The sequence below is a fragment of the Aquabacterium sp. genome (assembly GCF_036279675.1).
GTDB lineage: Bacteria > Pseudomonadota > Gammaproteobacteria > Burkholderiales > Burkholderiaceae_C > Aquabacterium.
The window spans coordinates 52,988-73,759 of the sequence record NZ_DASUIS010000038.1 but is presented as its reverse complement, the minus strand read 5'-3'; the positions used below and the strand labels follow the sequence as shown (position 1 = coordinate 73,759).

Sequence of the window (20,772 nt, the reverse complement as noted above, 5' to 3'; positions counted from 1 at the left end):
AGAAGAAGGCCTGAAGCGTCAGGCTTTCTTCTCCCATGCCGCGGCGTAGAAACCGTCTGTGGCATGGCGATGCGGCCACAGCCTCAGGTGGCCCGCTTCCGTGACCAGCGATTCGGCCTGTGTCACGCCTGCTTGTTCCAGCTTCTCGCGTGCATCCAGCAGCACGAAATCCGGGTGTTCGGCCGTGAAGGCGTTCGCAATGACTTCGTTTTCCGCGGGCATCAGGCTGCAGGTCGCGTAGACCAGTCGGCCACCTGGTTTCAGCAGGCGAGCCGCGCTGTTGAGGATGGCGGTCTGCTTGGCCTGCAATTGCTCGATGGCCTTGGGGCTCTGGCGCCACTTCAGATCGGGGTTGCGACGCAGGGTGCCCAGGCCGGAGCAGGGCGCATCCACCAAGACGCGGTCGATCTTGCCGCGCAGGCGCTTGATGCGGTCGTCGTTCTCGTGCGCGATCTGCGTGGCGTACACATTGGACAAACCACTGCGTGCCAGACGCGGCTTGAGGTTCTCCAGGCGATGGCCTGACACGTCAAAAGCATAGAGGCGGCCGGTGTTGCGCATCATGGCGCCCAGGGCCAGCGTCTTGCCGCCTGCGCCGGCGCAGAAGTCCACCACCATTTCGCCGCGCTTGGCGCCGGTCAGCAAGGCCAGCAACTGGCTGCCTTCATCCTGCACTTCCACATGGCCTTCGGTGTACAGCGGCATCTTCTGCAGGGCGGGCTTGCCTTCGATGCGGATGCCGGTGGGTGCAAAGGGCGTGGGCACGGCCGGGATGCCGGCGGCCACCAGGGCTTCCAGCACGGCTTCGCGTTTGGCCTTGAGCGGGTTGACGCGCAGGTCCAGTGGTGCACCGGCCGAGAAGGTGTCGACCAGCTTCCAGAATTCCTCTTCGCCCAGTTGCTGTCGCAGGCTGTTGGAGATCCAGTCGGGCAGGTTGTGGCGCAGCTTGTCCTGCAGGGTGCTGCGGTCGATGGTGGCGGTGCGTTCCAGCCACTGGACTTCATCGGTCGTGATGCCGTTTTTCAGCACATGAGGCTGACCTTGCCAGGCCAGCAGCACCAGGCGGCGCTCCATGGGGCCGTGGCCGGATTGGGCCAGGTGGGCCCACAGCAGGCGCTGGCGCAGCACGGCGTAGGCCGTCTCGGCCAGGGCGTGGCGTTCCCGCTGGCCCAGGGCCTTGTGGTTGCGGAAAAAGTAGGAAACGATGCTGTCGGCGGGGGCGTCGAGCTTGAGAACCTCACGGACGAGTTGCGTGCTGAGGTCGAGAAGAGCGTTCGGGTGCATGGGGGGGATTATCCCGCGTACCGGCGCCTCGCTCCCACTCCGGTGGCGCCCAGAGGTGTTTGAGGCGCTGATTCAGGGGGCCGGGGCGCAGCATGTCACGGATCATGTCGACCCATTCGTGGATGGTCAGCCAGATGGGGTTGTGGCTGTGCACCTGGCGAACCAGACCGTAATCAGGCGCCTCGGTCTCGGCGACGAAGGTGCCGAACAGGCGGTCGAACACGATCAGGGTGCCGCCGTAGTTCTTGTCGATGTAGGCGGGGTTGCGGCCGTGGTGAGCGCGGTGGTGCGAGGGGGTGTTGAAGATGAATTCGATCGGCGCTGGCAGCTTGTTGAGCCACTGCGTGTGCACGAAGAACTGGTAGGCCAGGTTCAGCGACAAGGCAAACAGCACCCAGCGCGGCTCGAAGCCGATCAGCACCATGGGCGTGTAGAACAGCCAGTTGCCGGCGAAGCTGTAGAGCCAGCTCTGGCGCATGGCGGTGGTGAAGTTCATGTGCTCTGAGGCGTGGTGCACCACGTGCGCGCACCAGAACCAGCGGATGCGGTGGCTGGCGCGGTGGAACCAGTAGTAGCAGAACTCCACGCCCAGGTAGAGCGCCGCGAAAGTCCAGGGTGTGATCTCGATGGTGCTCAGGCGGAACTGGTAGGCCCACATCATGGCCGGCAGCACCAGCGCCACCACGATGAGCACATCCAGGAAGGTGTAGACGCCGCCCAGGGTCATGCTGTCCATCGAGTCGCGCAGGTCGTAGATGGGCGTGGCGCGCTGTTTGTCCGAGCGGCGAAACCGCAGCCACTCGATGGCCACGGTCACGAAAAAGACGGGTGAAAGCAGCACCAGCAACCAATCCTTCAGATCGGTCTGGCTGATCCAGGTGGTGGCCAGGGCGTACAGGCTATCGAAATCAGGCATTCACAAATCCGGACGTGGAGGCCCCATCATCCTGACCGGTTCGCCGATTTCTGGCTTGATCTTTGTGGTCACATTCTTGACGTTTCGCGCCAAATTGACGAATGTCGGATCCCGTGTAGCCCGAATGGGCAATATCGTTTTCGATGGGCATCATCATGGGTCACGCTTGGTGAAGAAGTACCCATGGCCGAAAACCGCGTTGCATCTTCGTACGCATTGCTCTTGTACGAGTACCTGGAAAAACAGGGGCTGGACCCTGTCCAGGTGTTGGGTGCGCCACGCCCCGATCAAGCTCAGCACTTCATTCCCATGAGTGACTGGCAGACCTGGCTGCGCCGGGTGGACGCCATGGAAAATCGCCCAGCCCTCGCTTTGCGCATTGCGGAAGGCATCAGCGCGCGCCACTTCGGCGTGGTGGGTTATGCCGCGCTCGCTTGTGGCACGCTGGCTGAGGCCATGCAGCGCCTGGAGCGCTATCACACCTCGGTGTATGACGCCAACCCCGCCACCATCACCGCGACCGAGGAAGGTGTCGTGATCGAATGGGGTGTGGAGCGTGGCCGTCCTGGCGCGCTGGTAGATGAAACGGCGATCGCCTCGGTGGTGCAACTGGCGCGCGACATGACCGGGCGCTACTGGCCGGTGAAGGCCGTCAGCTTTGTCAATGCGGCACCCGAGAGCACCCAGCCTTATGAAGACTTCTTTGGCGGGCAGGTGGTGTTTGGCTCGCCCGTGACGCGACTGGTCTTTGCGCATGAATACCTGGCCTTGCCGCTGCGCAAGTCCGATCCCGCCTTGTTGTCCTTGCTGGACCAGCAGGCTGAAAGCCTGTTGCAGCAGGTCGCCGCGGTGCCGGCCATCGTGGACGCCTGGCGCAAGACGCTGGTGCCCCTGATTCGCGAGGGCAAGACCTCGCTGGCCGCGCTGGCGCAAGCCCATCACACCAGCCCGCGCAGCCTGCAGCGACGCTTGTCAGAGCAGGGCACGAGCTTCCAGCAACTGCTGGACAACACCCGCCAGCATCTGGCGGAAGGCCACCTGCGCGATGCCAAGCTGGATCTGGCCGAGATCGCCTTGTTGCTGGGCTATTCCGAACAAAGTGCTTTCACGCGGGCATTTCGTGCCTGGACGGGCCTGGCGCCTGCTCAGTGGCGTCGCCATCAACTCAAGGCCGAGGCGGCATGAGCGTGGCGGCGTTGCAGCTGAAAACGCTGCCGTCCGTGCCGCGTCGCATCGTGGCATCCGGCCAGCCCTTGCATGGGCGCTATGCCGGCCGCATCGATGAGATCGACTGGTCCGGCCTGCAAGGCAGCTACAGCCGATCCAGCCTGTGGAAGCGCTTTCATCACAAGCGCTGGCAATACGTGGGCATCGGGTCGCCAGAGCTCTACATCGGTGTGGCCATCGTGGACCTGGGCTGGAGCGTGACGGCCTTTGCCTATGTGTTCGATCGACTGCGCAAGCGTGTGATCGCCGATTGGGCGCAGGACGGTTTGCCAGGCCTGTCTGGCGGCGTGTCGGATCAGCCGGTACAGGGCGCAGAAGCTCGTTTCCGTGGCCCGGGTGCGTCTTTGTCGCTGCATCACGAGGATGGGGACATCATGGTCCTGCGGGTCAGGACGCCTGCCATGAACATGCAAGTGGAAATGGCGCTGGGCCAATGTGCGCCCTTCCTGCTGGCAGTGGGCCCGATTGAGGGTGGTGTGGCGCATGCCACGCAGAAATCCAGCGCCTTGCCGGTGCGTGGCTGGGTGGAGGTCGATGAGCAGCGCTGGGATCTGGGGCAGGCGGTGGCCTGTCTGGACAGCTCCAATGGGCTGCTGGCGCGAGATACCTCCTGGCGTTGGGCCTGCGCGCACAGCCAGCGTGTGGGCTTCAACTTGCAGCAAGGCTATTTTGGCGGGCAGGAGAACGTGCTGTGGCTGGATGGCGAGCTCATCCCGCTGGCTGCCGCGCACTTCACCTTCAATGAAAAAGAGCCGCTGACGCCCTGGCATGTGCGCACCGAAGACGGCTTGCTGGATCTGACCTTCACGCCAGAAGGCGCGCGCCAGGACGACCGTGACATCCTGATCGCAGCGAGTTACTACATCCAGCCGGTGGGCACCTTCCATGGCACGGTGCGCCGCTCTGTGGACAGCGCACCCGTTCGTGTCGACCACCTGCTGGGTGTGACGGAAGATCACCGCTCCCGCTGGTGAGCTGCACGCTCATTCGTACTTCAACCTCGCATCGTTGGGCAGGCCTTCGATGGGGCACTCTGCGGTGCCCACGGTGGGTCGGGTCAGGGCCTCGACCATCGCTCTTGTCCCCTCGGGATCCTTGATCCACTTCTCGTAGAACTCGTATGGGCAGGTGGCCACGCCCTTGTCGCCCTCGCCTGAATTGATCAGGCCGGTATAGCCCCGATGCAGCAGCTTGAACAGGTGGTTCTGTGACTGGCCCGTGCTGCGGGCATCGCGGATCAGGCGCTTGCTGAGTTGCGCGTACTGGATGCCGTAGTCTTCCTCGCCGCATTCGCCCAGCGTGCGGCCATCAAAGCCGATGATGGCCGAGTGCCCGAAGTAGCTGTAGACGCCGTCAAAGCCGGAGGCGTTGGCGACAGCCACATAGGTGTTGTTGGCCCAGGCCATGGCTTTGGCCATGAGCACCTGCTGATCCTTGGCAGGGTACATGTAACCCTGGCAGCGCACCACCAGTTCGGCCCCCTTCATGGTGACGTCGCGCCAGATCTCGGGGTAGTTGCCGTCGTCGCAGATGATGAGGCTGATCTTCATGCCCTTGGGGCCGTCCGACACATAGGTCTTGTCGCCCGGGTACCAGCCCTCGATGGGCGTCCACGGCATGATCTTGCGGTACTTCTGAACGATCTCACCTTCAGGGTTCATGAGGATGAGCGTGTTGTAGGGCACCTTTCTGGGGTGCTCTTCATGCCGCTCGCCTGTGAGCGAGAACACGCCCCATACCTTGGCGTTGCGGCAGGCCTGCGCAAAGATCTCGGTCTCGTCACCAGGGATGGTGGAAGCCGTGTCCATCATCTCCTGCTTGTCATACATGATGCCGTGCGTGCTGTATTCGGGGAAGATGACCAGATCCAGGCCCGGCAGGCCCAGCTTCATGCCCTCGATCATCTGCCTGATCTTGTGCGCGTTCTCAAGGACCTCCGCCTTGGTATGCAGGCGGGGCATCTTGTAGTTGACGACTGCGACACCTACGGTGTCGTCGCTGCTGGAGATATCGCCGTGAAGCATGGTGCGCTCCTGTGGATGGGCCAATGACGAGGCCCATTTTGAAAATCACAGGAGGGGGCGCCAATACGTTGTTTGACGTAGGCAGCCACCACTCGTTCAGGGCTGGCTGTGTTGCGCGGCGTAGCGAGTCGGGCTCACGCCGGCACGCGCCTTGAAGGCTCGGATGAAGTTGGCTGCATGCGTGTAGCCCAGCAACGATGCCACATCACTGACCTGCAGGCGGCCGTCACGCAGCCACATGCAGGCCCGTTCGTGTCGGACGTGATTGGCCAGTTCGCGGAAGCTGGTGCCTTGCGCGGCCAGGTGTCTGGCCAGCGTGCTGGTTGACAGACCCACGATGTCGGCGAGTTCATCCTGGGTGGGTTGGTCGCCATGTGCTTCTGTCAGCATCATGGTGACCCAGGCCTTCCAGTCGCGTTGGTCTTGTCTGGCGTGGTGCAGGAGGCGTTGTGCCAGTCGACGCTCGATGTCTGCCAGATCGCCTGCATGGGCCATGGGCATGGGGGTGCGCTTCACCACATCGGCGTCAATCGTGATGCGCAAGCTGGGCAGGCCACCCTGCCCGAAATAGCAGCGTGCCGGCTTGAGTGCCTTGTAGCGATCACGGTCCGGCGGTTCAGGTGAGAACAGGTAGATGTCGTAGCCTGGCATCTCATCGCGCAGCAGCATCTTCATGCGCGTGTGGAAGGTCATCAGCGCGATGTCATAGGCCATGACCAGGAGGTCATAGGGCACGGCCTGAATGGGTTGCCAGACCACCTCGAACAGTGCGCCCTTCAAGCTGGTGCGCATGGCAAAGCTGGGTGTGACCAGGGCGTAGTACCTGGCGCACAACTCCAGGCTGTCCTTGATCGTGGCGCAGTTGAGCATGGCCAGACCCAGTTCACCCATCTGACCCGGGCTCAACATGGCGCCGATGTTCAAGCCCAGATCACGGCGGCCTCCACTGGCCTCGGTCAACAAGCGGGTGACCGAGGTGATTTGCTCGGTGGGCAGCTGGGCATCGGTATGCCGCAGGCTGTCCCGGCTGATGCCGGTCTCGGCCAGTGCGGCCGCGCAATCCGTGCCCTCTTGCTCCAGGTAGCGAACCAGCAGTGCAACGTAACGGGCGGGGACGTTTTGCGTTTTGCTCATGCCTGAGACCCGCTTAGGTGCTTTCACCAGGGTCGTGTTGTGATGCAGAAAAATGATAGTTGGCTGCCGAGAAATGACAACCCGTGCTTGCCCGTGCCTGCCCACAATCCGCGCATCGTTTGAAAGCCAAGGAGACAACAGTCATGAAGCAAGGCAATGTGATGCGGCGTGGTGGAGCGAGGCGTGCAGCCATGTGGTTGGCCGCGGGGGTGACCATGATGGCAACCTGCATGGGTGCAGCGCAAGCAGCGCCCGCACCTGTTGCCACGGATGCAGGGTGGGTGCAGGGCGTGGCTGATGCCGAAGGTGGCACCACCTACAAAGGCCTGCCCTTTGCTGCGCCACCTGTGGGTGCCTTGCGGTGGAAGGCTCCTGCACCCGTTCAGCCCTGGAGCGGCATACGCGTGGCCGATCGGGCCGCGCATGCCTGCAAGCAGGATGGCAGCTTGCCGCCCGCGGGCGTGAGCGATTCCAGCGAGGACTGCCTGTACCTGAACGTCCATGTGCCAGCTGGCGTTCAGCCTGGCAGCCAGGTGCCCGTGATGGTCTGGATACACGGCGGTGCCTTCGTGACCGGGGCTGGTTCGCAATATGACGGTGCCCGACTGGCGCAAACGGCCGGCGCCATCGTGGTGACGATCAACTATCGACTGGGCATTTTCGGCCTGCTGGCCCTGGACGCCTTGTCAGCGGAGAGCAAGGCCGGCAACCATGCCCTGCAGGATCAACAGGCCGCCTTGCGATGGGTGAAGCGCAACATCGCGAGCTTTGGTGGCGATACATCGCGCGTGACCATCTTCGGCCAATCGGCCGGTGGCATGAGCGTGTGCCATCAGCTGGTGTCGCCTGCAGCGGCAGGCCTCTTTCAGCGCGCCATCATCCAGAGCGGCCCTTGCACGGCTGGTGCAGGGACGCGTGACAAGGCACTGGCCATTGGCAATGCCCTGGCCTCCAGGCTGGGCTGCGGGCCGGGCGCATCGCAACTGGCGTGTCTGCGCAGCAAGTCAACAGACGAGGTGTTCAACGCCGCGCCCACCATTGATTTCAACGATCCCAAGACCTTGCTGGGGCTGTCGCCTTGGGTGGATGGCGTGATCTTGCCGGCTGCGCCCAAGGACCTGGTCAAGCAGGGCAAGTTCAACCGCGTACCGGTGATGGTGGGCAACACCCGTGACGAAGGGCGATTGTTCATCGCACTGGGCTATGACCTGCACCGAGGTTCGCCCTTGACGGAAGCCGATTACAAGGCCCTGGTGACGGGGATTGCAGGCAATGCCACGGTGGCATCCATCATCACGCTGGACTATTCGAGCAAGCGTCTGGGCTCACCGAATCTGGCGGCGTCAGCGCTGATGACCGATTCACTGTTTGCCTGCGGGACCCAGATGACGGCCCGAAGCCTGTCGACCTACGTGCCCACCTATGCCTACGAGTTCCAGGAGGACAAGGTGCCGCAACTGGCTGAAGATCCCTTCATGCCCTGGGGCGCGTATCACGCATCGGAGTTGCCTTTCCTGTTTCAGTCTCGCATTGCCACCACGCCTGCCAGCCCGGATCCCAACGATGTGGCCACCCCGGCGCAATTGGCCTTGTCCAGGCAGATGGTGCAGTACTGGTCGCGTTTTGCAGCGTCGGGCAACCCCAATGGCGGCGGGCAGCTCAACTGGCCCCGCTTCAACAGCGTGATCGCGGCGACGCAGCAGTTCTCTGCGAGCAAGCTGTCGACCAACTTGCTGGGTGGCATCTACAGTGCCCACCAATGCCTGCTGTGGGACACCGCCAATGCACTGGGCCTCGGGCTGTGAGTGAGCCTGGGTCGCGTCGGCGTTGGCGCCGTCAAGGCTTGACCATGACCGCCTGAAACAAGGGGCTGCCTGTCAGCGTGTCGAGCCATTGCCGCAGGGCTGGCAACGCAGCCTCCTGGCCCCACCAGTCGGGGTCGACCTGCGCGAATTGCCGAACGAAAGGCACGATGGCCATGTCGGCCAGGCTGATGCGATCGGCCAGCAGGAATGGGTGGCCTTGAAGCTGGGCCTCCATGGGCGCCAGCATCATGGCCTGCGCTTGAGTTCGCCAACCTTCGCGTGTGTGTTCGGGGTGGCGCTCGGCATATTTGTAGCGATCAAGCAGTGGCTTGAAGCGCTGGTCGTTGTCGTGGATCCATGTGTTGATGGCGCTTGTCGGCGCCGCGCCGAGCCAGCCATCCGGGTCGCGCTGCTTCAGTGCCCATTGCATGATGTCCAGGCTTTGTTCCAGCACGCGGCCATCGGGCAGGTGCAATACAGGCACCGTGCCTTTGGGTGACAGGGCGAGCATGTCGGCAGGTTTGTCGCGCAGGGCCACCTCCCTCAAGGCATAGGGCACATCTGCGTATCGCAAGGCCAGCCTGGCTCGGATGGCATAAGGGCAGCGTCGGAATGAATACAGAACGGGCAAAGACATGCAAGACGAGTCGCGAAGGCCGGGAGCGAGTGGTCGAGCGATGTTAGTGCGTTTTCCGCACGGACTGCCCTGACTGCAGGCGGTCGACCGACATCAAGCCGTGGTGTGTGGCGAGGTGCGCAGCGGGGAGGGCGCCTGCCATGAGCGGCTGCGATTGCGGCCCTCCGTCTTGGCTTTGTAGAGCGCCGCATCGGCCTGTCGGATGGGCTCGTCCGCATCGTGATGGTGCTGGGGTATCGTGCAGGCATAGCCCAGGCTGCAGGTCACGCTGACATGGGTGCTGCGAGTCGGTACGGCGATCTTCAGGTTGGCCACTTGTGCGCGCAGCCGCTCGGCGACCACGTGCGCGCCATCTTCCGTGATGTCGGGCAGCAGCACGATGAACTCTTCGCCACCATACCGAGCCAGTACGTCACAGGGCCGCATGATGGCCTGGCGCATGGCATTGGCGGCTTCCTGCAGCACGGTGTCGCCAATCGGGTGGCCGTGTTCGTCGTTGATGCGCTTGAAGTGATCCAGGTCCACGATCATCACGGCCAGCCTGGTGCCCAGCCGGCATGCCCGTCGCCACTCGGCCTGATACTGCCTGTCGAAATGCAGACGGTTGGGGATCTGGGTCAGCGTGTCGGTCAGGCTGGCGTGTTCCAGCGCTTTGTAGGCCACCTGCGCGCGCCAGTAGTCCTGGCTGACCACGCGTGAGGCATGCATGATGTAGACCGTGTAGACCATCATCAGGCCTGCCAGCATCAGGTTCCCTTGCGTCATGTTGCTGGCGGTGGCCAAGGCCACTGGCGTGATCACCGACACCGGGAACCAGACCTTGAGCGTCGGGTTGATGGCCATGGCCACCGTACCGCCGGAGCTCAGACCGACCCCGACCAGGAGCATGGACGTACGTATCGGCTCCAGTTCGGGGAAGTAGACACTGGCGGCAGTCAGCAGGCCCCAGGTCAGGCCGTTGCACAAAACCAGGCCAACGGTCAACTGGTGTGCGAGTCCCGGGTTGTAGTCCAGCAGCCGTTTCAGCTGATGCCCGACCACGCCGCGCACCAGTGCGATCGATCCCAGCCAGGCTGCGGCGCCCCACACGAGGTAGGGATGGGTTCTGTGCATGCCGCTGAAGAGCGTGATCACCAGCCACAGCGAGACGTAGACATACATGGCGCCGGTGATGCGCGCCGTGGTGTCGATCAGGGCCTGGTTGCGCGACTGGTCCGTACTGTCGAGCGCAGCTGCCGCGCCCTGCCACGTTGGCGCGGGCAGGGTGCCTTCATTTCGCTGTGAGTCCGGATGGGTAGGCATCTGCGCGACAAAATCACGACAACACGGGCGCGCGACAGCCGCACGCCGGTCCTTTTCGTATGTCGGTCAGGATCCGGCGTGACTTGATGGCCTGTATGGAACCAGTTGCGACGACAAGCCCGCTTGAGCGACTTTTCTCTCGCTTGGGCGGGGTGTGCAGGGCCAGGCTCAGGCTGATCGCGCGATGTGCTCGCTGATGTCCTGGGCTTCCATGGCGATTTCGCGCAGCATGCCCGTCGGCGATATGTAAAAACCGCAGAAGTAGAGGTTCTGACCAGTGACGACCTCGCCACTGGAGTGGGGCGTGCCCTGGTCGTCCATGGCGCCTGGCGCGTGCAGCCAGTGGTTCACCACAGGCTTGAAGCCGGTGGCCAGCACGATGGCATCGATGTCTCGCTGACGACCGTTCACGAACATCACGCCCGTGGGCGTGAAACACTCGATGTTGGGATAGACGGTGACATGGCCCTCTTTGATGAGGCGGATGGTGCCGACGTCGATGAAGGGCACGCGTCCTTGCTCTCGGATCTGTGTGACCGGGCCTTCGGCGGGGCGCCGGATGCCGTAAGGTCGCAGGTCGCCGATGATGGCGTTGGTGATGGGGGCGTTGAGCTTGTCGACCAGTCGGGAGGGCAGGTTGCGCTGCAGGATGCCCATGGTCAGGAAGGGCACGCCCATGACCTCGCGCGGAATCACGTTGACCGGACTGCGCACGGCAATGCACGGGCGTGCGCCATGCTCGTGCAGGTCGATCAGCATCTCGCCGCCCGAGTTGCCCAGGCCAACCACCAGCACGTCCTTGTCCTTGAACGCGGCGCCGTTGCGATAGTGCTTGCTGTGCAGGATGCGGCCCTGGAACTTGTCCTGACCGGGCCATTTTGGAATCTGGGGCACGTTGTTGTAGCCGCTGGCCACCACCAGTGACTTCGCCCGGTAGACGCCCTCGCTGCTCGTTACTTCCCATTGCCCATTGAGGCGACGGGCGTCACGCACTTCTTCCTGAAAGCGGGGGTGCAAATCGTAGTGACGTGCGTACGCGTCCAGGTAATCCACCACCTGCTGCCGTGCGGGATAGCGGGGGTAGCTGTCGGGCAGCTTGTAGCCCGGCAGCGAGGAGTGCGCCTTGTCGGTGTGAAGATGCAGCCGATCGTAATGGGTACGCCAGGATGAGCCGACCTGCGCTTCTCGTTCCAGGATCACGAATGACTTGCCTGTGCGTTTCAGGCAAGCCGCCACGGCCAGGCCAGCCGGCCCGGCACCCACGATGATGACATCGGTCTGCTGAAGCGGCTGCGTCATCATCGCCCCAGGATCTCGCTGGCGGCGCGCTCCCCGGATCGGATCGCGCCATCCATATAGCCAGCCCACACGGTGGAGGTCTCCGTGCCGGCCCAATGCAGTCGGCCAGAGGGTGCGCGCAGTGCGGCGCCGAAGCCGGTGAGCACGCCGGGCGGGAACACACCAGTCGGGCCGCCGGCGCTGAAGTTCTCCGACTGCCAGTTGTTCTCGGTATAGGCGATAGGTGTGGCCGCCTTGGGGCCGAAGTAGATGCTCATGGCCTTGAGCACATTGGCCTTGCGAGCCTCTGGTGTCATCAGGACCGCATCACGTGCATCCTGGCCGTCGATGAAGCCCATGAGCACGCCAGGTGCGCCCGGTTCCGGTGGGGTGTTGTCGAACACGAGCTTGGTCAGGTAGGCGTCGCTGGTGACCTGACCACACAGACCGTCGTCGCGCCAGAAGGGCTTGTCGTACACGCAGTGCACCTTCCAGATCGAGCCCATGGGAATGCGCTGCATCATCTGCATGCGGTATTGCAACGGGCCGTCAAAGGGCTCGTAGTTCAGGCGCGAGGCCATCCAGGGCGACATGGCCATCACGGCATGCTGGGCGCGCACGGTGAAGCCGTCTCCTGACACCGCGATGCCGTAGGCATCCTGCTTGACCTTGCGAACCGGCGAGTTGTAGAGAATGCGTGAGCCCAGTTCGCGCGCCATACCCAGTGCGATGGCCTGCGAGCCGCCCACGATGCGGTCTTGTTGCGCGCCGCCTGCCGTGCTCAGCAACGAGGTGAGGCCGCCGCCGGAGTGGATGTAGAAGAGCAGGTAGAGCATGGAGATGTCGCGCGGCTCGACCGACAGCAAGGCCAGAATGGCCAGGCGCAGCAGCGACTTCGCATCGGCGCTCAGCACGTTGGTGTCCATCCAGGTCTGGGCACTCTGGTTGTCCCACTGCAAGGCCTTGCTGGCGTTCCAGGGCGCGTCCAGTGGGACGGTCTTGGCCATGTCATCCAGGCGCAGCATGGCGATGCCGATTTCTGCGGTCGAATACAGACCCGTCCAGGGCAGCACACCACTGTACGTGCTGCGCTTGCCACCGATGTAGTTGATCTGTTTGCCGGTGGTGTAGGCAGGGAAGGTCTTGAGGCCCAGTTGCTGAACCAGACTGTACATGCGGTCTTGCGTGGGGCCGATGAACTCGGCGCCGCCCTCCACCGTGTACTGGCTGTAGGGGGCGGGCAGGTTGATGTTGAAGCAGCGGCCCCCCACGCGATCCCGGGCTTCCAGCAACAGGACCTGCCTGCCCGCTGCGACCAGGGCGCGTGCGCTTGCCAGGCCAGCGTAGCCCCCACCAATCACGACAACATCGGTGTTGTAGTCGCCGACTGCACCGGGCCCGGTGGCGGCCTGGGCGAGGTTTTCTCGGCCCGCTGGCAGCAGGGCGGCGGCGGCTGTGGCGGTCAGTCCACCCAGCAGGCGGCGACGCGATGGGGTCTCGGGTTGGCTCATGGTCAGTTCCTGAAACGTTGAAGTGAAAAATAACAACGTTTTTTAGACTAGTGGCCTAGAGGCTTAATGTTTATTGAAGAAAACCCCTATCCGCACTTCGCTGTGTAGCAAAAAACAGGTTGACTGTAAGGCGTCTGACAGTTCGATACCCCTTGTTTGAGTGCGCGCAGATAACCCGTTCGGGTTAGTCCTTGTTGGCCGCCTTGTTGGTGCTGTTCAGACTGGGCAGCGCTCCCCAAACAAGCAAAAGGACCCGAGATGAAAGCAAGTCGTTTTTCGCTTCTGGCCACCAAGGCCATCGCCGGTACCCTGATCAGCGGATTGGCCCACGCGGGCTACTTCCAGTGGGAAACGGTGACGGCGCCGGCCACCACTGGTGCCACCTGTGGCAATGGCACGCCTTACCGCTTCTTCGTCAACCGCACACCCTTCACCAGCAAGACCGTCATCATGTTCGAAGGTGGTGGCGCTTGTTGGGATGGCGTGGCGTGCAAGGGTGGTTCGATGCTGGCGGCCGTCAATCCAGATGGTGTCCCGGCCAACTACATGTCGGACTTCAACCGCCAGGCTCACCTCGGTCTGGTCACGCCCTTCACCGCACGCATCGACCCGCTGCAGGCGGTGAAGACCCAATCGTGGAACATCGTCTATGTGCCCTACTGCACGGGCGATGTGCAGACTGGCAATCGAACCGTCGTCTACAACCCCGAAGATCCCGCCAAGGCTTATGCCTTCGAGCACAAGGGCCTGCCCAACATGAAGTACGTGGCGTCGTGGATGTCCATCAACATGGGCGCGCCGGCACAGTTGCTCGTCACCGGCTTCTCGGCGGGTGGCGTGGCTTCTTCCGCTCATTACGCGACCTTCCGTGAAACGCTGCGCCCGAAGAAATCGGCCTTGTTGTCGGATGCGGGGCCCTTGATGATCGCGCCGCGCCATGGCGATCCGGCCCAGTACCCATCGGTGCCTTTGCATAACAAGATCCGTGAAGCCTGGGGGCTGGACGGGCCCAAGGGCATGGTCACCGAGATTGTGGCGAGGTACCCCGGTGTGGGCGATCCCAACAACCTGGGTACGCTGCAAGGCAATCTGGGCAAGCTCTTTCCCAAAGACCGGCTGGGCTACACCTTGTTCCAGGAAGATGGCGTGTTCTCGGCCTTCTCGTATCAGAAGTTCTTTCCCGAGATCGCCAATGCGCCCACCGACGAGCAGCGTCTGAAGTTGCTCAATCAGAAGTGGCGTCAGGATCTCAAGCCCTGGCTGGCGGCCCTGAGTGCCTACCCGAACGTGGGGTACTACATCCCCAACTGGCGCAAGTTCAACCAGGCACATTGCGCCACCATCCTGACCTTCGGTGGCTCCAGCATCGTGGAGAGGGGCTATCAATCACTGGGGGTCTTCGTTGACAATCTGCTGGATGGTTCAGGCCCCGTGTTGCGCGCTGAAGAGCTGAATCCGCCACCCAAGCGGGTTTACCTCAGTGACATCATTGCGGATGGCCTGTCTGATCTGATTCCGCTTTAATCGCGGCTGGACGGCCTGTCTGATGACAGGCCGCCTTTTGACTCCCTTGATGTATCGCCTGCCATGTCCACCCTGATCGACAAGTCTTCTTCCAAGCGCTGGCTCTGGTTGCCCGTGGTGGCCGTGGCGGCGGCTGGCGCCTATGTGCTGTGGCTGCACTCGGTGTCTGGCGCAGACAGCGCCAGCCATCCCCAGGCGCTGGCTCCCACACCTGGAGGATGGCCGATCACGACCTCCGCTGGGAACAACGAGGGGCAGCCCTTGATTCCGCGAGGCCCGGTGGGTGACACGCGCCCTGCCGACATCACCCAGGATGCCTGGGATGCCTTGAACAAGGCGCTGGAGAATGACCCGAACAAGGTGCAGGAGCGCCAGCGCCTCGTGTCCTACCTGCGCTTTCAACGCGCGGTGACGCAATGGAGCGAGATGAAGGATGGCCCGAACGTGGCCGGTCGGCAAGCGCTGGCCCGCGAACTGGTGGAACAGTTGCCACTGCATGCGGCCAATGGCGAAGTCAATTCCGGTGAGGCCTCGCTGCTCCTCAGAGCCCTGGCCACCGACATGGAACCTGACCCGACCAGGCAGCAAGCGTGGATCGACCAGCAACTGAGCCGTCTCCAGGGCACGCAAAGCGAGGCGCAGGCCAAGGCTCTGGCCGATGAGAAACGCAAGAACGACGAGTTCGCTGCCTTGCAGGCTGACCTGGTCGCCAAATGGCAGAACACGCCCACGGCCAACAGGGATCCCGCCACGCTGGAGGCCCAGTTGCAGGCACTGCGCGAGAAGGTCTACGGCGCATCGGGGCGCTGAGTGCGAGGGGCGTGCCAGCCCGGGCACAGGTGCGGGACAATGCGAGACTTGAAGAACAAGTCTGCAAGGAGTCCGGTTGATGTTGGTTCGCAAGATACTGATGGGCGCGGTGCTGGCCGTGTTGCTGGCCCTGGTCTGGAAATACTTCGTGGCGGGGCGTTTGAGTACGCTCGTGCCTGAACACGCCTTGCCTGCGGCCATCAAGCAGGAGGTCACGCAAGCCAAGGAGATGGTCTCTGCTGTGAGCAACGAGGCGAAGGTGGCACAACCCGCGGCCGAATCCTTGCCGCAGGCCCCTGCTGGCATCCACAAGTGCAAGGTCGGCAACACGGTGACCTACACCGATGAACCTTGCAAGCATCCTTCCGCAGAGCGCCCGCTGGACAAGGGCTCCGTGACCGTGGTGAAAAGCGAGCGCCCCGACAATGCGGCCGCCAACGAACAAAAGGGGCGTGTGCCCAATGTTCGTGATCTGGCGGGGCCGCCAGGCGAGCCCTCCATCATGGACAAGCAGATCGAGCGTGCGATCAACCATTGAGACAGCAGGAGTTCGCCAACATGACCGTTCGTGCCACCTTCACTCGCATGGAAGACAGCACCCAGGCTGACTGGGCGCTCATCATGCCCGAGGCCATGAAGATGGCGCGCGCCTTGCCGGATCGCGTGCTGGCCCATCTGCAACTGCTCGATGGTGACTTCGGCGGCTTCCCGATCGACAGGCTGAGCCACTGCCGCCAGTCGGCCACGCTGGCCTATCGCGATGGGCGAGATGAAGCGTACGTGGTGTGCGCGCTGCTGCACGACATCGGCGACACGCTGGGCAGCTACAACCACCCGGATATTGCCGCGGCCATCCTCAAGCCGTTCGTGAGCGAGGCCAACCTGTGGATGGTGCAGCACCATGGCATCTTTCAGGGCTACAACTTCTTCCACCACATTGGTCTGGACCGTCACATGCGTGACCAGTTCAAGGACCATCCCTTTGCGGCGCACACGGCCGAGTTCGTCGTGAAGTACGACAACCCCGCTTTCGATGGTCAGGCGGAGATGCTGCCCTTGAGCTTTTTCGAACCCATGCTGCGGCGGGTGATGGCGGCGCCCAGGCAGTCTGTTTACAAGGCCGCGCTCGAGAAGTAACCAGGCGCCCGGCCTGGTGCTCTCACGGTCAAATCCCTACTGGTGGCATGGCTTGCCTGATGCCTGGCGTGGGTGTACAAGTGCCGTCTGGCGCCTGTTTGCTGGCGCTGATCGGAGGGAACCATGCGCCACCGAATCTACTGGTTGCTGCCGGATCTCGCGAGCGCCCGACGCGCGATGGATCAATTGCTCCTGGCCCGCATCGAGCACCGCCATCTGCATTTCCACGCCCGAGAGGGCACCGATCTGGGCAGCCTGCACAAGGCCAGCGCGCTGCAGTCTTCCGACCTGGTGAGTGCCGCGCAGCGCGGTCTGGCTCTGGGGGCGGCGTTGGGCGCAGCATGCGGGGCCTTGTTCGCCTTGTCACCCATGCTGAATGAGGCCAACAAGCCTGCCCTGGTGGCGGCGCTGGCGGGATCTGGCGCCTTGTTTGGTGCCTGGACAGCCAGCATGGTCGGGGTGTCCGTACCCAGTCGTCGCCTGGTGCGGTTCAAGTGGGACATCGAGCACGGGATGATCCTGCTCATGGCCGACATTCCCCATCACCGCGTCAAGGAAATCGAGGCCTTGATGGCGGCGCACAACCCGGAAGCCCATTTCGAAGGGCACGAACCCCATGTGCCTTCCTTCCCCTGATCATGTGTTTGACCCACAAAGAGGAGCGACAAGGTGACCACAGCTGCTGACATTCTCAGGTCCAAGAAGGACCAGGCCGTCCACACCATTGCACCCACAGCGTCGGTCTATGACGCCCTGGTCAAGATGTCGGAAAAACGTGTGGGCGCGCTGCTGGTGATGGAGGACGGCGAGGTCGTCGGGATCATCACCGAGCGCGACTACGCGCGCAAGATCGCGCTCATGTCGCGCTTGTCCCGGGAGACGGACGTGAGCGAGATCATGACCTCGGCCGTGATGTACGTGAGCCCGAGCCAGACCAGCGAAGAGTGCATGGCCTTGATGACCGAGAACCGCCTGCGCCATTTGCCGGTGATGGACGGTGAGCGCCTGCTGGGCATGATCTCGATCGGTGACCTGGTCAAGGGCATCATCTCCGAACAGAAGTTCATCATCGAGCAACTGGAGCACTACATCACCGGCGTGCGCGCCTGATCAGTGGCTGATCATCCACGGGCGCTTGCTCGGGAACATCTTGTTCCCGTTGGCTGCCTTGACCGTGGCGCTGCGCTTGGCTCCGGTCGAGCAACACCCGCAGCCTGACGGGTGCTTGAGCCGCTGGTACCCACCGTACTCCTTGGATGACATCGGCGCGTGTTGCGCGCGCTCGTTGGTTTCCATGGCCGTGCGCGTGTCGCTGCTCACGCAGGCCAGCCTCGGTGCACTCACGAACACGCGAGGCGAGTCCGTGCCGCAGTCAGGGCAGGCGCAGGGGTCATTGCGTTGGGCCAGGCTGCGAAAGGCGTCGAAGCCGCCGCAGCTTGGGCACGCATAGTCGTAGGTGGGCATGTGCGTGCTCCTGTCGCTTACTTGATGTCCGGCGAAATCGGCATGTCGATGCTGCCATCCAGGAACTTCGTGGGCCCGGCTGCTGTCGGGTTGATGTCGAAGTCGAAGATCTCGGTGGGCAGCCACAAGGTGGCGCAGGCATTGGGCACGTCCACCACGCCGCTGATGTGGCCCTGTACAGGTGCGGTACCCAGGATGGAGTAGGCCTGCGCGCCGCTGTAGCCGAACTTCTTGAGGTACTCGATCGCGTTGAGGCAGGCCTGTCGGTAGGCCACGTTCACGTCCAGGTAGAGCTGTTTGCCTTGCTCGTCCACCGAGATGCCTTCGAAGATCAGGTAGTCGTTGTAGACGGGCTTGATCGGGCTGGGCTTGAAGATGGGGTTCTTGATCCCGTATTTGGCCATGCCACCCTTGATCAGCGTGACCTTCATGTGCACCCAGCCGGCCATTTCGATGGCGCCGCAGAAGGTGATTTCACCATCGCCCTGGCTGAAGTGCAGGTCGCCCACGGACAGGCCTGCGCCATCCACATACACGGGGAAGTAAACCTTCGAGCCGCGTGACAGGTCCTTGATGTCGCAGTTGCCGCCGTGTTCGCGTGGGGGCACGGTGCGGGCCGCGGTGGCAGCGGCCTTCTCCTTGGCTTCACCGGTGAGCTTGCCCATGTGGGCCGTGCCGGCGAAAGGCGGGTTGGCCAGACCGGTGACACCGGGGTTCGAATCGATCAGCTCCTGTTCGCGGGCGTTCCATGCCTCCAGCATCTTGTGGTCGGGCAGGCAGCCAATCAGGCCGGGGTGGATCAGGCCTGCGTAGCTGACACCAGGCACGTGGCGGCTCTTGGTGAACATGCCGTGGATGTCCCAGATGGACTTCTGCGCCAGCGGGAAGTGCTCGGTCAGGAAGCCGCCGCCGTTCTGCTTGCTGAAGAAGCCGTTGAAGCCCCACAGGCTGTCTTGCTTGGCACCAATGTCCAGCAGGTCCACCACCAGCAGGTCGCCAGGTTCGGCGCCTTTCACACCCACGGGGCCACTCAGGTAGTGCACGGTGCTCAGGTCGATGTCACGCACGTCATCGGCCGAATCGTTGTTCTTGATGAAGCCACCGGTCCAGTCGAAGGTTTCCAGGATGAACTCGTCGCCAGGGTTGACCCAGCAGGCCATCGGGATGTCCGGGTGCCAGCGGTTGTGGATGTTTTCGTTCAGGGTGGGCGATTGGGTCAGGTCGACTTTGATCAGGGTGTCAGCCATGGCATGCTCCTTTATTAAACAGACAGATAAGCCTTGATGCGCTCTGCATCGGTATCAGCGCGGGTTGTTTCATGAACCAGGCGGCCGCCTTCGATCACGAAGAGGCGATCGGCCACATCCATCGCGAACGACAGCACCTGCTCGGACACCACGATCGTGATCTCGCGCAACTTGCGGATCTCGTTGAGGGCCTTGGCGATGTCCTTGATGATGGAAGGCTGGATGCCCTCGGTGGGTTCGTCGAGCAGCAGCACCTTGGGGTTGGTGACCAGGGCACGCGCAATGGCCAGCTGTTGCTGTTGCCCACCCGACAGGTTGCCGCCCTTGCGTGCACGCATATCGAACAGCACAGGGAAGAGGGCGTAGATCTCGTCAGGGATCTTCTTGTTCTTGCTGTTTTCCAGTCCGGTCTGGATGTTCTCTTCCACCGTCAGCGTGGGGAAGATCATGCGGCCTTGCGGGACGTAGGCGATGCCCTTTGCCACGCGCTTGTAGCTCTCGTCCTTGACCACACTGTTGCCCGCCACGCTGATCTCGCCTGACTTGGTGGGCAGCACGCCCATCAGGCTCTTGAACAGCGTGGTCTTGCCCATGCCATTGCGGCCCATGATGGCCACGGTCTCATTCTTGTTGGCCTCGAACGAGATGCCATGCAGCGCCTCGCTCTGGCCATAGCTCACGAACAGGTCTTTGACTTCCAGCATGGTGTGTCTCCTCAGTGACCCAAATAGACGTCGATGACTTTGGGGTCGTTCTGGACCTGGTCCATCGTCCCCTCTGCCAGGATCTTTCCCTGGTGCATCACCGTCACCTTCGAGGCGATCTGCGCCACGAAAGCCATGTCGTGTTCGATCACGATCATCGAGCGGTTCTTGCAGATGCGCTTGAGCAGCTCGGCGGTCTGCTCGCGCTCCTTGGCGCTCATGCCGGCGATGGGCTCATCCAGCATCAGCAGCTCGGGCTCCTGCATCAGCAACATGCCGATCTCCAGCCATTGCTTCTGCCCGTGCGAAAGCAGGCCGGCTTCGGTCTCCAGCTTGTCCGACAGGCCGATCTCTTCTGCCACCACCTGCACGCGGGCCTTGACCTCGTCCGTGCACTTGAAGCCCAGTGCGCCCAACACGCTGCGCCCGCGAGGGAAAGAGACTTCCAGGTTCTGGAAGACGCTGAGGTTCTCGTAGATGGAGGGTGTCTGGAACTTGCGGCCCACACCGGCACGCACGATCTTGTGCTCGGGCGTTTTGGTCAGCTCCTGATCCTTGAACTTGATGCTGCCGGTGCTGGCCTTGGTCTTGCCGCAGATCAGGTCCAGCAAGGTGGTCTTGCCTGCGCCATTGGGGCCGATGATCACGCGCAACTCGTTCTTGTCGACGTAGAGGTTGAGGCTGTCGATGGCCTTGAAGCCGTCGAAGGACACCGTCAGATCCTCGATGTAGAGCACGAACTCTTTCTTGCCACTTGTGTCACTCATG

Annotated in this window: 21 protein-coding genes; 9 read left to right on the top strand and 12 right to left on the bottom strand. The window is 62.7% G+C overall.

Features of this window, described 5'->3' with window-relative positions; genetic code table 11:
• Positions 1-18: 18 nt before the first annotated feature.
• Both VFW93_RS04225 and VFW93_RS04220 read right to left on the bottom strand, forming a co-directional pair.
• The gene (locus VFW93_RS04225) at positions 19-1,284 is read right to left on the bottom strand and encodes an RsmB/NOP family class I SAM-dependent RNA methyltransferase (RefSeq protein WP_329692741.1); all 1,266 of its coding nucleotides are present in this window, start codon (positions 1,282-1,284) and stop codon (positions 19-21) included.
• A complete protein-coding gene (locus VFW93_RS04220; protein WP_329692740.1) occupies positions 1,238-2,200 on the bottom strand; it encodes a sterol desaturase family protein in 963 nt (320 codons plus the stop codon). The genes VFW93_RS04225 and VFW93_RS04220 overlap by 47 nt, the downstream gene beginning before the upstream one ends.
• Positions 2,201-2,383: 183 nt before the next feature.
• Between VFW93_RS04220 and VFW93_RS04215 the strand changes: the two genes are divergently transcribed.
• Positions 2,384-3,385, top strand: a complete 1,002-nt coding sequence (locus VFW93_RS04215) for an AraC family transcriptional regulator (RefSeq protein ID WP_329692739.1) — start codon at positions 2,384-2,386, stop codon at positions 3,383-3,385.
• Positions 3,382-4,401, top strand: a complete 1,020-nt coding sequence (locus tag VFW93_RS04210) for a DUF2804 domain-containing protein (protein ID WP_329692738.1) — start codon at positions 3,382-3,384, stop codon at positions 4,399-4,401. Before VFW93_RS04215 ends, VFW93_RS04210 begins: the two co-directional genes overlap by 4 nt.
• A gap of 9 nt (positions 4,402-4,410) precedes the next feature.
• Here the strand turns inward: VFW93_RS04210 and VFW93_RS04205 are convergent, their stop codons facing one another.
• On the bottom strand, positions 4,411-5,451 hold the full coding sequence (locus VFW93_RS04205; protein WP_329692737.1) for an aliphatic amidase: 1,041 nt from the start codon (positions 5,449-5,451) through the stop codon (positions 4,411-4,413).
• A 96-nt stretch (positions 5,452-5,547) separates the two neighbouring features.
• The gene (locus VFW93_RS04200; protein ID WP_329692736.1) at positions 5,548-6,585 is read right to left on the bottom strand and encodes a helix-turn-helix domain-containing protein; all 1,038 of its coding nucleotides are present in this window, start codon (positions 6,583-6,585) and stop codon (positions 5,548-5,550) included.
• A gap of 143 nt (positions 6,586-6,728) precedes the next feature.
• Here VFW93_RS04200 and VFW93_RS04195 point away from each other — a divergent pair, with 143 nt between their 5' ends.
• A complete protein-coding gene (locus VFW93_RS04195; protein ID WP_329692735.1) occupies positions 6,729-8,390 on the top strand; it encodes a carboxylesterase/lipase family protein in 1,662 nt (553 codons plus the stop codon).
• A 31-nt stretch (positions 8,391-8,421) separates the two neighbouring features.
• Here the strand turns inward: VFW93_RS04195 and VFW93_RS04190 are convergent, their stop codons facing one another.
• From VFW93_RS04190 to VFW93_RS04175, 4 genes are all read right to left on the bottom strand, one after another.
• On the bottom strand, positions 8,422-9,027 hold the full coding sequence (locus tag VFW93_RS04190; protein ID WP_329692734.1) for a glutathione S-transferase: 606 nt from the start codon (positions 9,025-9,027) through the stop codon (positions 8,422-8,424).
• Positions 9,028-9,120: 93 nt separating this feature from the next.
• Positions 9,121-10,329 carry a GGDEF domain-containing protein gene (locus VFW93_RS04185; protein WP_329692733.1) on the bottom strand — a complete coding sequence of 403 codons (1,209 nt, stop codon included), beginning with the start codon at positions 10,327-10,329 and terminating at the stop codon, positions 9,121-9,123.
• 168 nt (positions 10,330-10,497) lie between these two features.
• Entirely contained in the window at positions 10,498-11,628 is a 1,131-nt protein-coding gene (locus VFW93_RS04180) for an NAD(P)/FAD-dependent oxidoreductase (RefSeq protein ID WP_329692732.1), read from the bottom strand.
• A complete protein-coding gene (locus VFW93_RS04175) occupies positions 11,628-13,118 on the bottom strand; it encodes a flavin monoamine oxidase family protein (protein ID WP_329692731.1) in 1,491 nt (496 codons plus the stop codon). The genes VFW93_RS04180 and VFW93_RS04175 overlap by 1 nt, the downstream gene beginning before the upstream one ends.
• Positions 13,119-13,376: 258 nt before the next feature.
• Here VFW93_RS04175 and VFW93_RS04170 point away from each other — a divergent pair, with 258 nt between their 5' ends.
• The 6 genes from VFW93_RS04170 to VFW93_RS04145 all read left to right on the top strand — a co-directional run bounded on the left by VFW93_RS04170 (position 13,377) and on the right by VFW93_RS04145 (position 17,699).
• Positions 13,377-14,642 (top strand): pectin acetylesterase-family hydrolase, encoded by a 1,266-nt coding sequence (locus tag VFW93_RS04170; RefSeq protein ID WP_329692730.1) that lies wholly within the window; start codon positions 13,377-13,379, stop codon positions 14,640-14,642.
• A gap of 63 nt (positions 14,643-14,705) precedes the next feature.
• The gene (locus tag VFW93_RS04165) at positions 14,706-15,452 is read left to right on the top strand and encodes a hypothetical protein (protein WP_329692729.1); all 747 of its coding nucleotides are present in this window, start codon (positions 14,706-14,708) and stop codon (positions 15,450-15,452) included.
• Between the two features lie 79 nt (positions 15,453-15,531).
• Positions 15,532-15,990: a hypothetical protein gene (locus VFW93_RS04160; RefSeq protein ID WP_329692728.1), complete on the top strand. Its 459-nt coding sequence runs from the start codon at positions 15,532-15,534 to the stop codon at positions 15,988-15,990.
• 20 nt (positions 15,991-16,010) lie between these two features.
• A complete protein-coding gene (locus tag VFW93_RS04155) occupies positions 16,011-16,589 on the top strand; it encodes a phosphohydrolase (protein ID WP_329692727.1) in 579 nt (192 codons plus the stop codon).
• A gap of 123 nt (positions 16,590-16,712) precedes the next feature.
• A complete protein-coding gene (locus VFW93_RS04150; RefSeq protein ID WP_329692726.1) occupies positions 16,713-17,225 on the top strand; it encodes a DUF1269 domain-containing protein in 513 nt (170 codons plus the stop codon).
• Positions 17,226-17,258: 33 nt separating this feature from the next.
• Positions 17,259-17,699, top strand: coding sequence for a CBS domain-containing protein (locus VFW93_RS04145; protein WP_329692725.1), 441 nt, complete (start codon positions 17,259-17,261; stop codon positions 17,697-17,699).
• Here VFW93_RS04145 and VFW93_RS04140 read toward each other — a convergent pair whose 3' ends face one another.
• Genes VFW93_RS04140 through urtD form a run of 4 tightly spaced genes read right to left on the bottom strand, consistent with a single transcriptional unit; the run spans position 17,700 to position 20,771 of the window.
• Positions 17,700-18,053, bottom strand: coding sequence for a zinc ribbon domain-containing protein (locus VFW93_RS04140; RefSeq protein WP_329692724.1), 354 nt, complete (start codon positions 18,051-18,053; stop codon positions 17,700-17,702).
• Positions 18,054-18,070: 17 nt separating this feature from the next.
• A complete protein-coding gene (gene fmdA, locus VFW93_RS04135) occupies positions 18,071-19,300 on the bottom strand; it encodes a formamidase (protein WP_329692723.1) in 1,230 nt (409 codons plus the stop codon).
• A gap of 14 nt (positions 19,301-19,314) precedes the next feature.
• Positions 19,315-20,004, bottom strand: coding sequence for an urea ABC transporter ATP-binding subunit UrtE (urtE, locus tag VFW93_RS04130; protein WP_329692722.1), 690 nt, complete (start codon positions 20,002-20,004; stop codon positions 19,315-19,317).
• Positions 20,005-20,015: 11 nt separating this feature from the next.
• Positions 20,016-20,771, bottom strand: a complete 756-nt coding sequence (gene urtD / locus VFW93_RS04125) for an urea ABC transporter ATP-binding protein UrtD (RefSeq protein ID WP_329692721.1) — start codon at positions 20,769-20,771, stop codon at positions 20,016-20,018.
• Position 20,772: the final 1 nt, after the last annotated feature.

What these genes read in the sequence shown, in the direction of transcription:
- VFW93_RS04225 (WP_329692741.1), bottom strand. Translation starts at nt 1,284, where the DNA reads ATGCACCCGAACGCTCTTCTCGACCTCAGCACGCAACTCGTCCGTGAG.
- VFW93_RS04220 (WP_329692740.1), bottom strand. Translation starts at nt 2,200, where the DNA reads ATGCCTGATTTCGATAGCCTGTACGCCCTGGCCACCACCTGGATCAGC.
- VFW93_RS04215 (WP_329692739.1), top strand. Translation starts at nt 2,384, where the DNA reads ATGGCCGAAAACCGCGTTGCATCTTCGTACGCATTGCTCTTGTACGAG.
- VFW93_RS04210 (WP_329692738.1), top strand. Translation starts at nt 3,382, where the DNA reads ATGAGCGTGGCGGCGTTGCAGCTGAAAACGCTGCCGTCCGTGCCGCGT.
- VFW93_RS04205 (WP_329692737.1), bottom strand. Translation starts at nt 5,451, where the DNA reads ATGCTTCACGGCGATATCTCCAGCAGCGACGACACCGTAGGTGTCGCA.
- VFW93_RS04200 (WP_329692736.1), bottom strand. Translation starts at nt 6,585, where the DNA reads ATGAGCAAAACGCAAAACGTCCCCGCCCGTTACGTTGCACTGCTGGTT.
- VFW93_RS04195 (WP_329692735.1), top strand. Translation starts at nt 6,729, where the DNA reads ATGAAGCAAGGCAATGTGATGCGGCGTGGTGGAGCGAGGCGTGCAGCC.
- VFW93_RS04190 (WP_329692734.1), bottom strand. Translation starts at nt 9,027, where the DNA reads ATGTCTTTGCCCGTTCTGTATTCATTCCGACGCTGCCCTTATGCCATC.
- VFW93_RS04185 (WP_329692733.1), bottom strand. Translation starts at nt 10,329, where the DNA reads ATGCCTACCCATCCGGACTCACAGCGAAATGAAGGCACCCTGCCCGCG.
- VFW93_RS04180 (WP_329692732.1), bottom strand. Translation starts at nt 11,628, where the DNA reads ATGACGCAGCCGCTTCAGCAGACCGATGTCATCATCGTGGGTGCCGGG.
- VFW93_RS04175 (WP_329692731.1), bottom strand. Translation starts at nt 13,118, where the DNA reads ATGAGCCAACCCGAGACCCCATCGCGTCGCCGCCTGCTGGGTGGACTG.
- VFW93_RS04170 (WP_329692730.1), top strand. Translation starts at nt 13,377, where the DNA reads ATGAAAGCAAGTCGTTTTTCGCTTCTGGCCACCAAGGCCATCGCCGGT.
- VFW93_RS04165 (WP_329692729.1), top strand. Translation starts at nt 14,706, where the DNA reads ATGTCCACCCTGATCGACAAGTCTTCTTCCAAGCGCTGGCTCTGGTTG.
- VFW93_RS04160 (WP_329692728.1), top strand. Translation starts at nt 15,532, where the DNA reads ATGTTGGTTCGCAAGATACTGATGGGCGCGGTGCTGGCCGTGTTGCTG.
- VFW93_RS04155 (WP_329692727.1), top strand. Translation starts at nt 16,011, where the DNA reads ATGACCGTTCGTGCCACCTTCACTCGCATGGAAGACAGCACCCAGGCT.
- VFW93_RS04150 (WP_329692726.1), top strand. Translation starts at nt 16,713, where the DNA reads ATGCGCCACCGAATCTACTGGTTGCTGCCGGATCTCGCGAGCGCCCGA.
- VFW93_RS04140 (WP_329692724.1), bottom strand. Translation starts at nt 18,053, where the DNA reads ATGCCCACCTACGACTATGCGTGCCCAAGCTGCGGCGGCTTCGACGCC.
- fmdA (WP_329692723.1), bottom strand. Translation starts at nt 19,300, where the DNA reads ATGGCTGACACCCTGATCAAAGTCGACCTGACCCAATCGCCCACCCTG.
- urtE (WP_329692722.1), bottom strand. Translation starts at nt 20,004, where the DNA reads ATGCTGGAAGTCAAAGACCTGTTCGTGAGCTATGGCCAGAGCGAGGCG.
- urtD (WP_329692721.1), bottom strand. Translation starts at nt 20,771, where the DNA reads ATGAGTGACACAAGTGGCAAGAAAGAGTTCGTGCTCTACATCGAGGAT.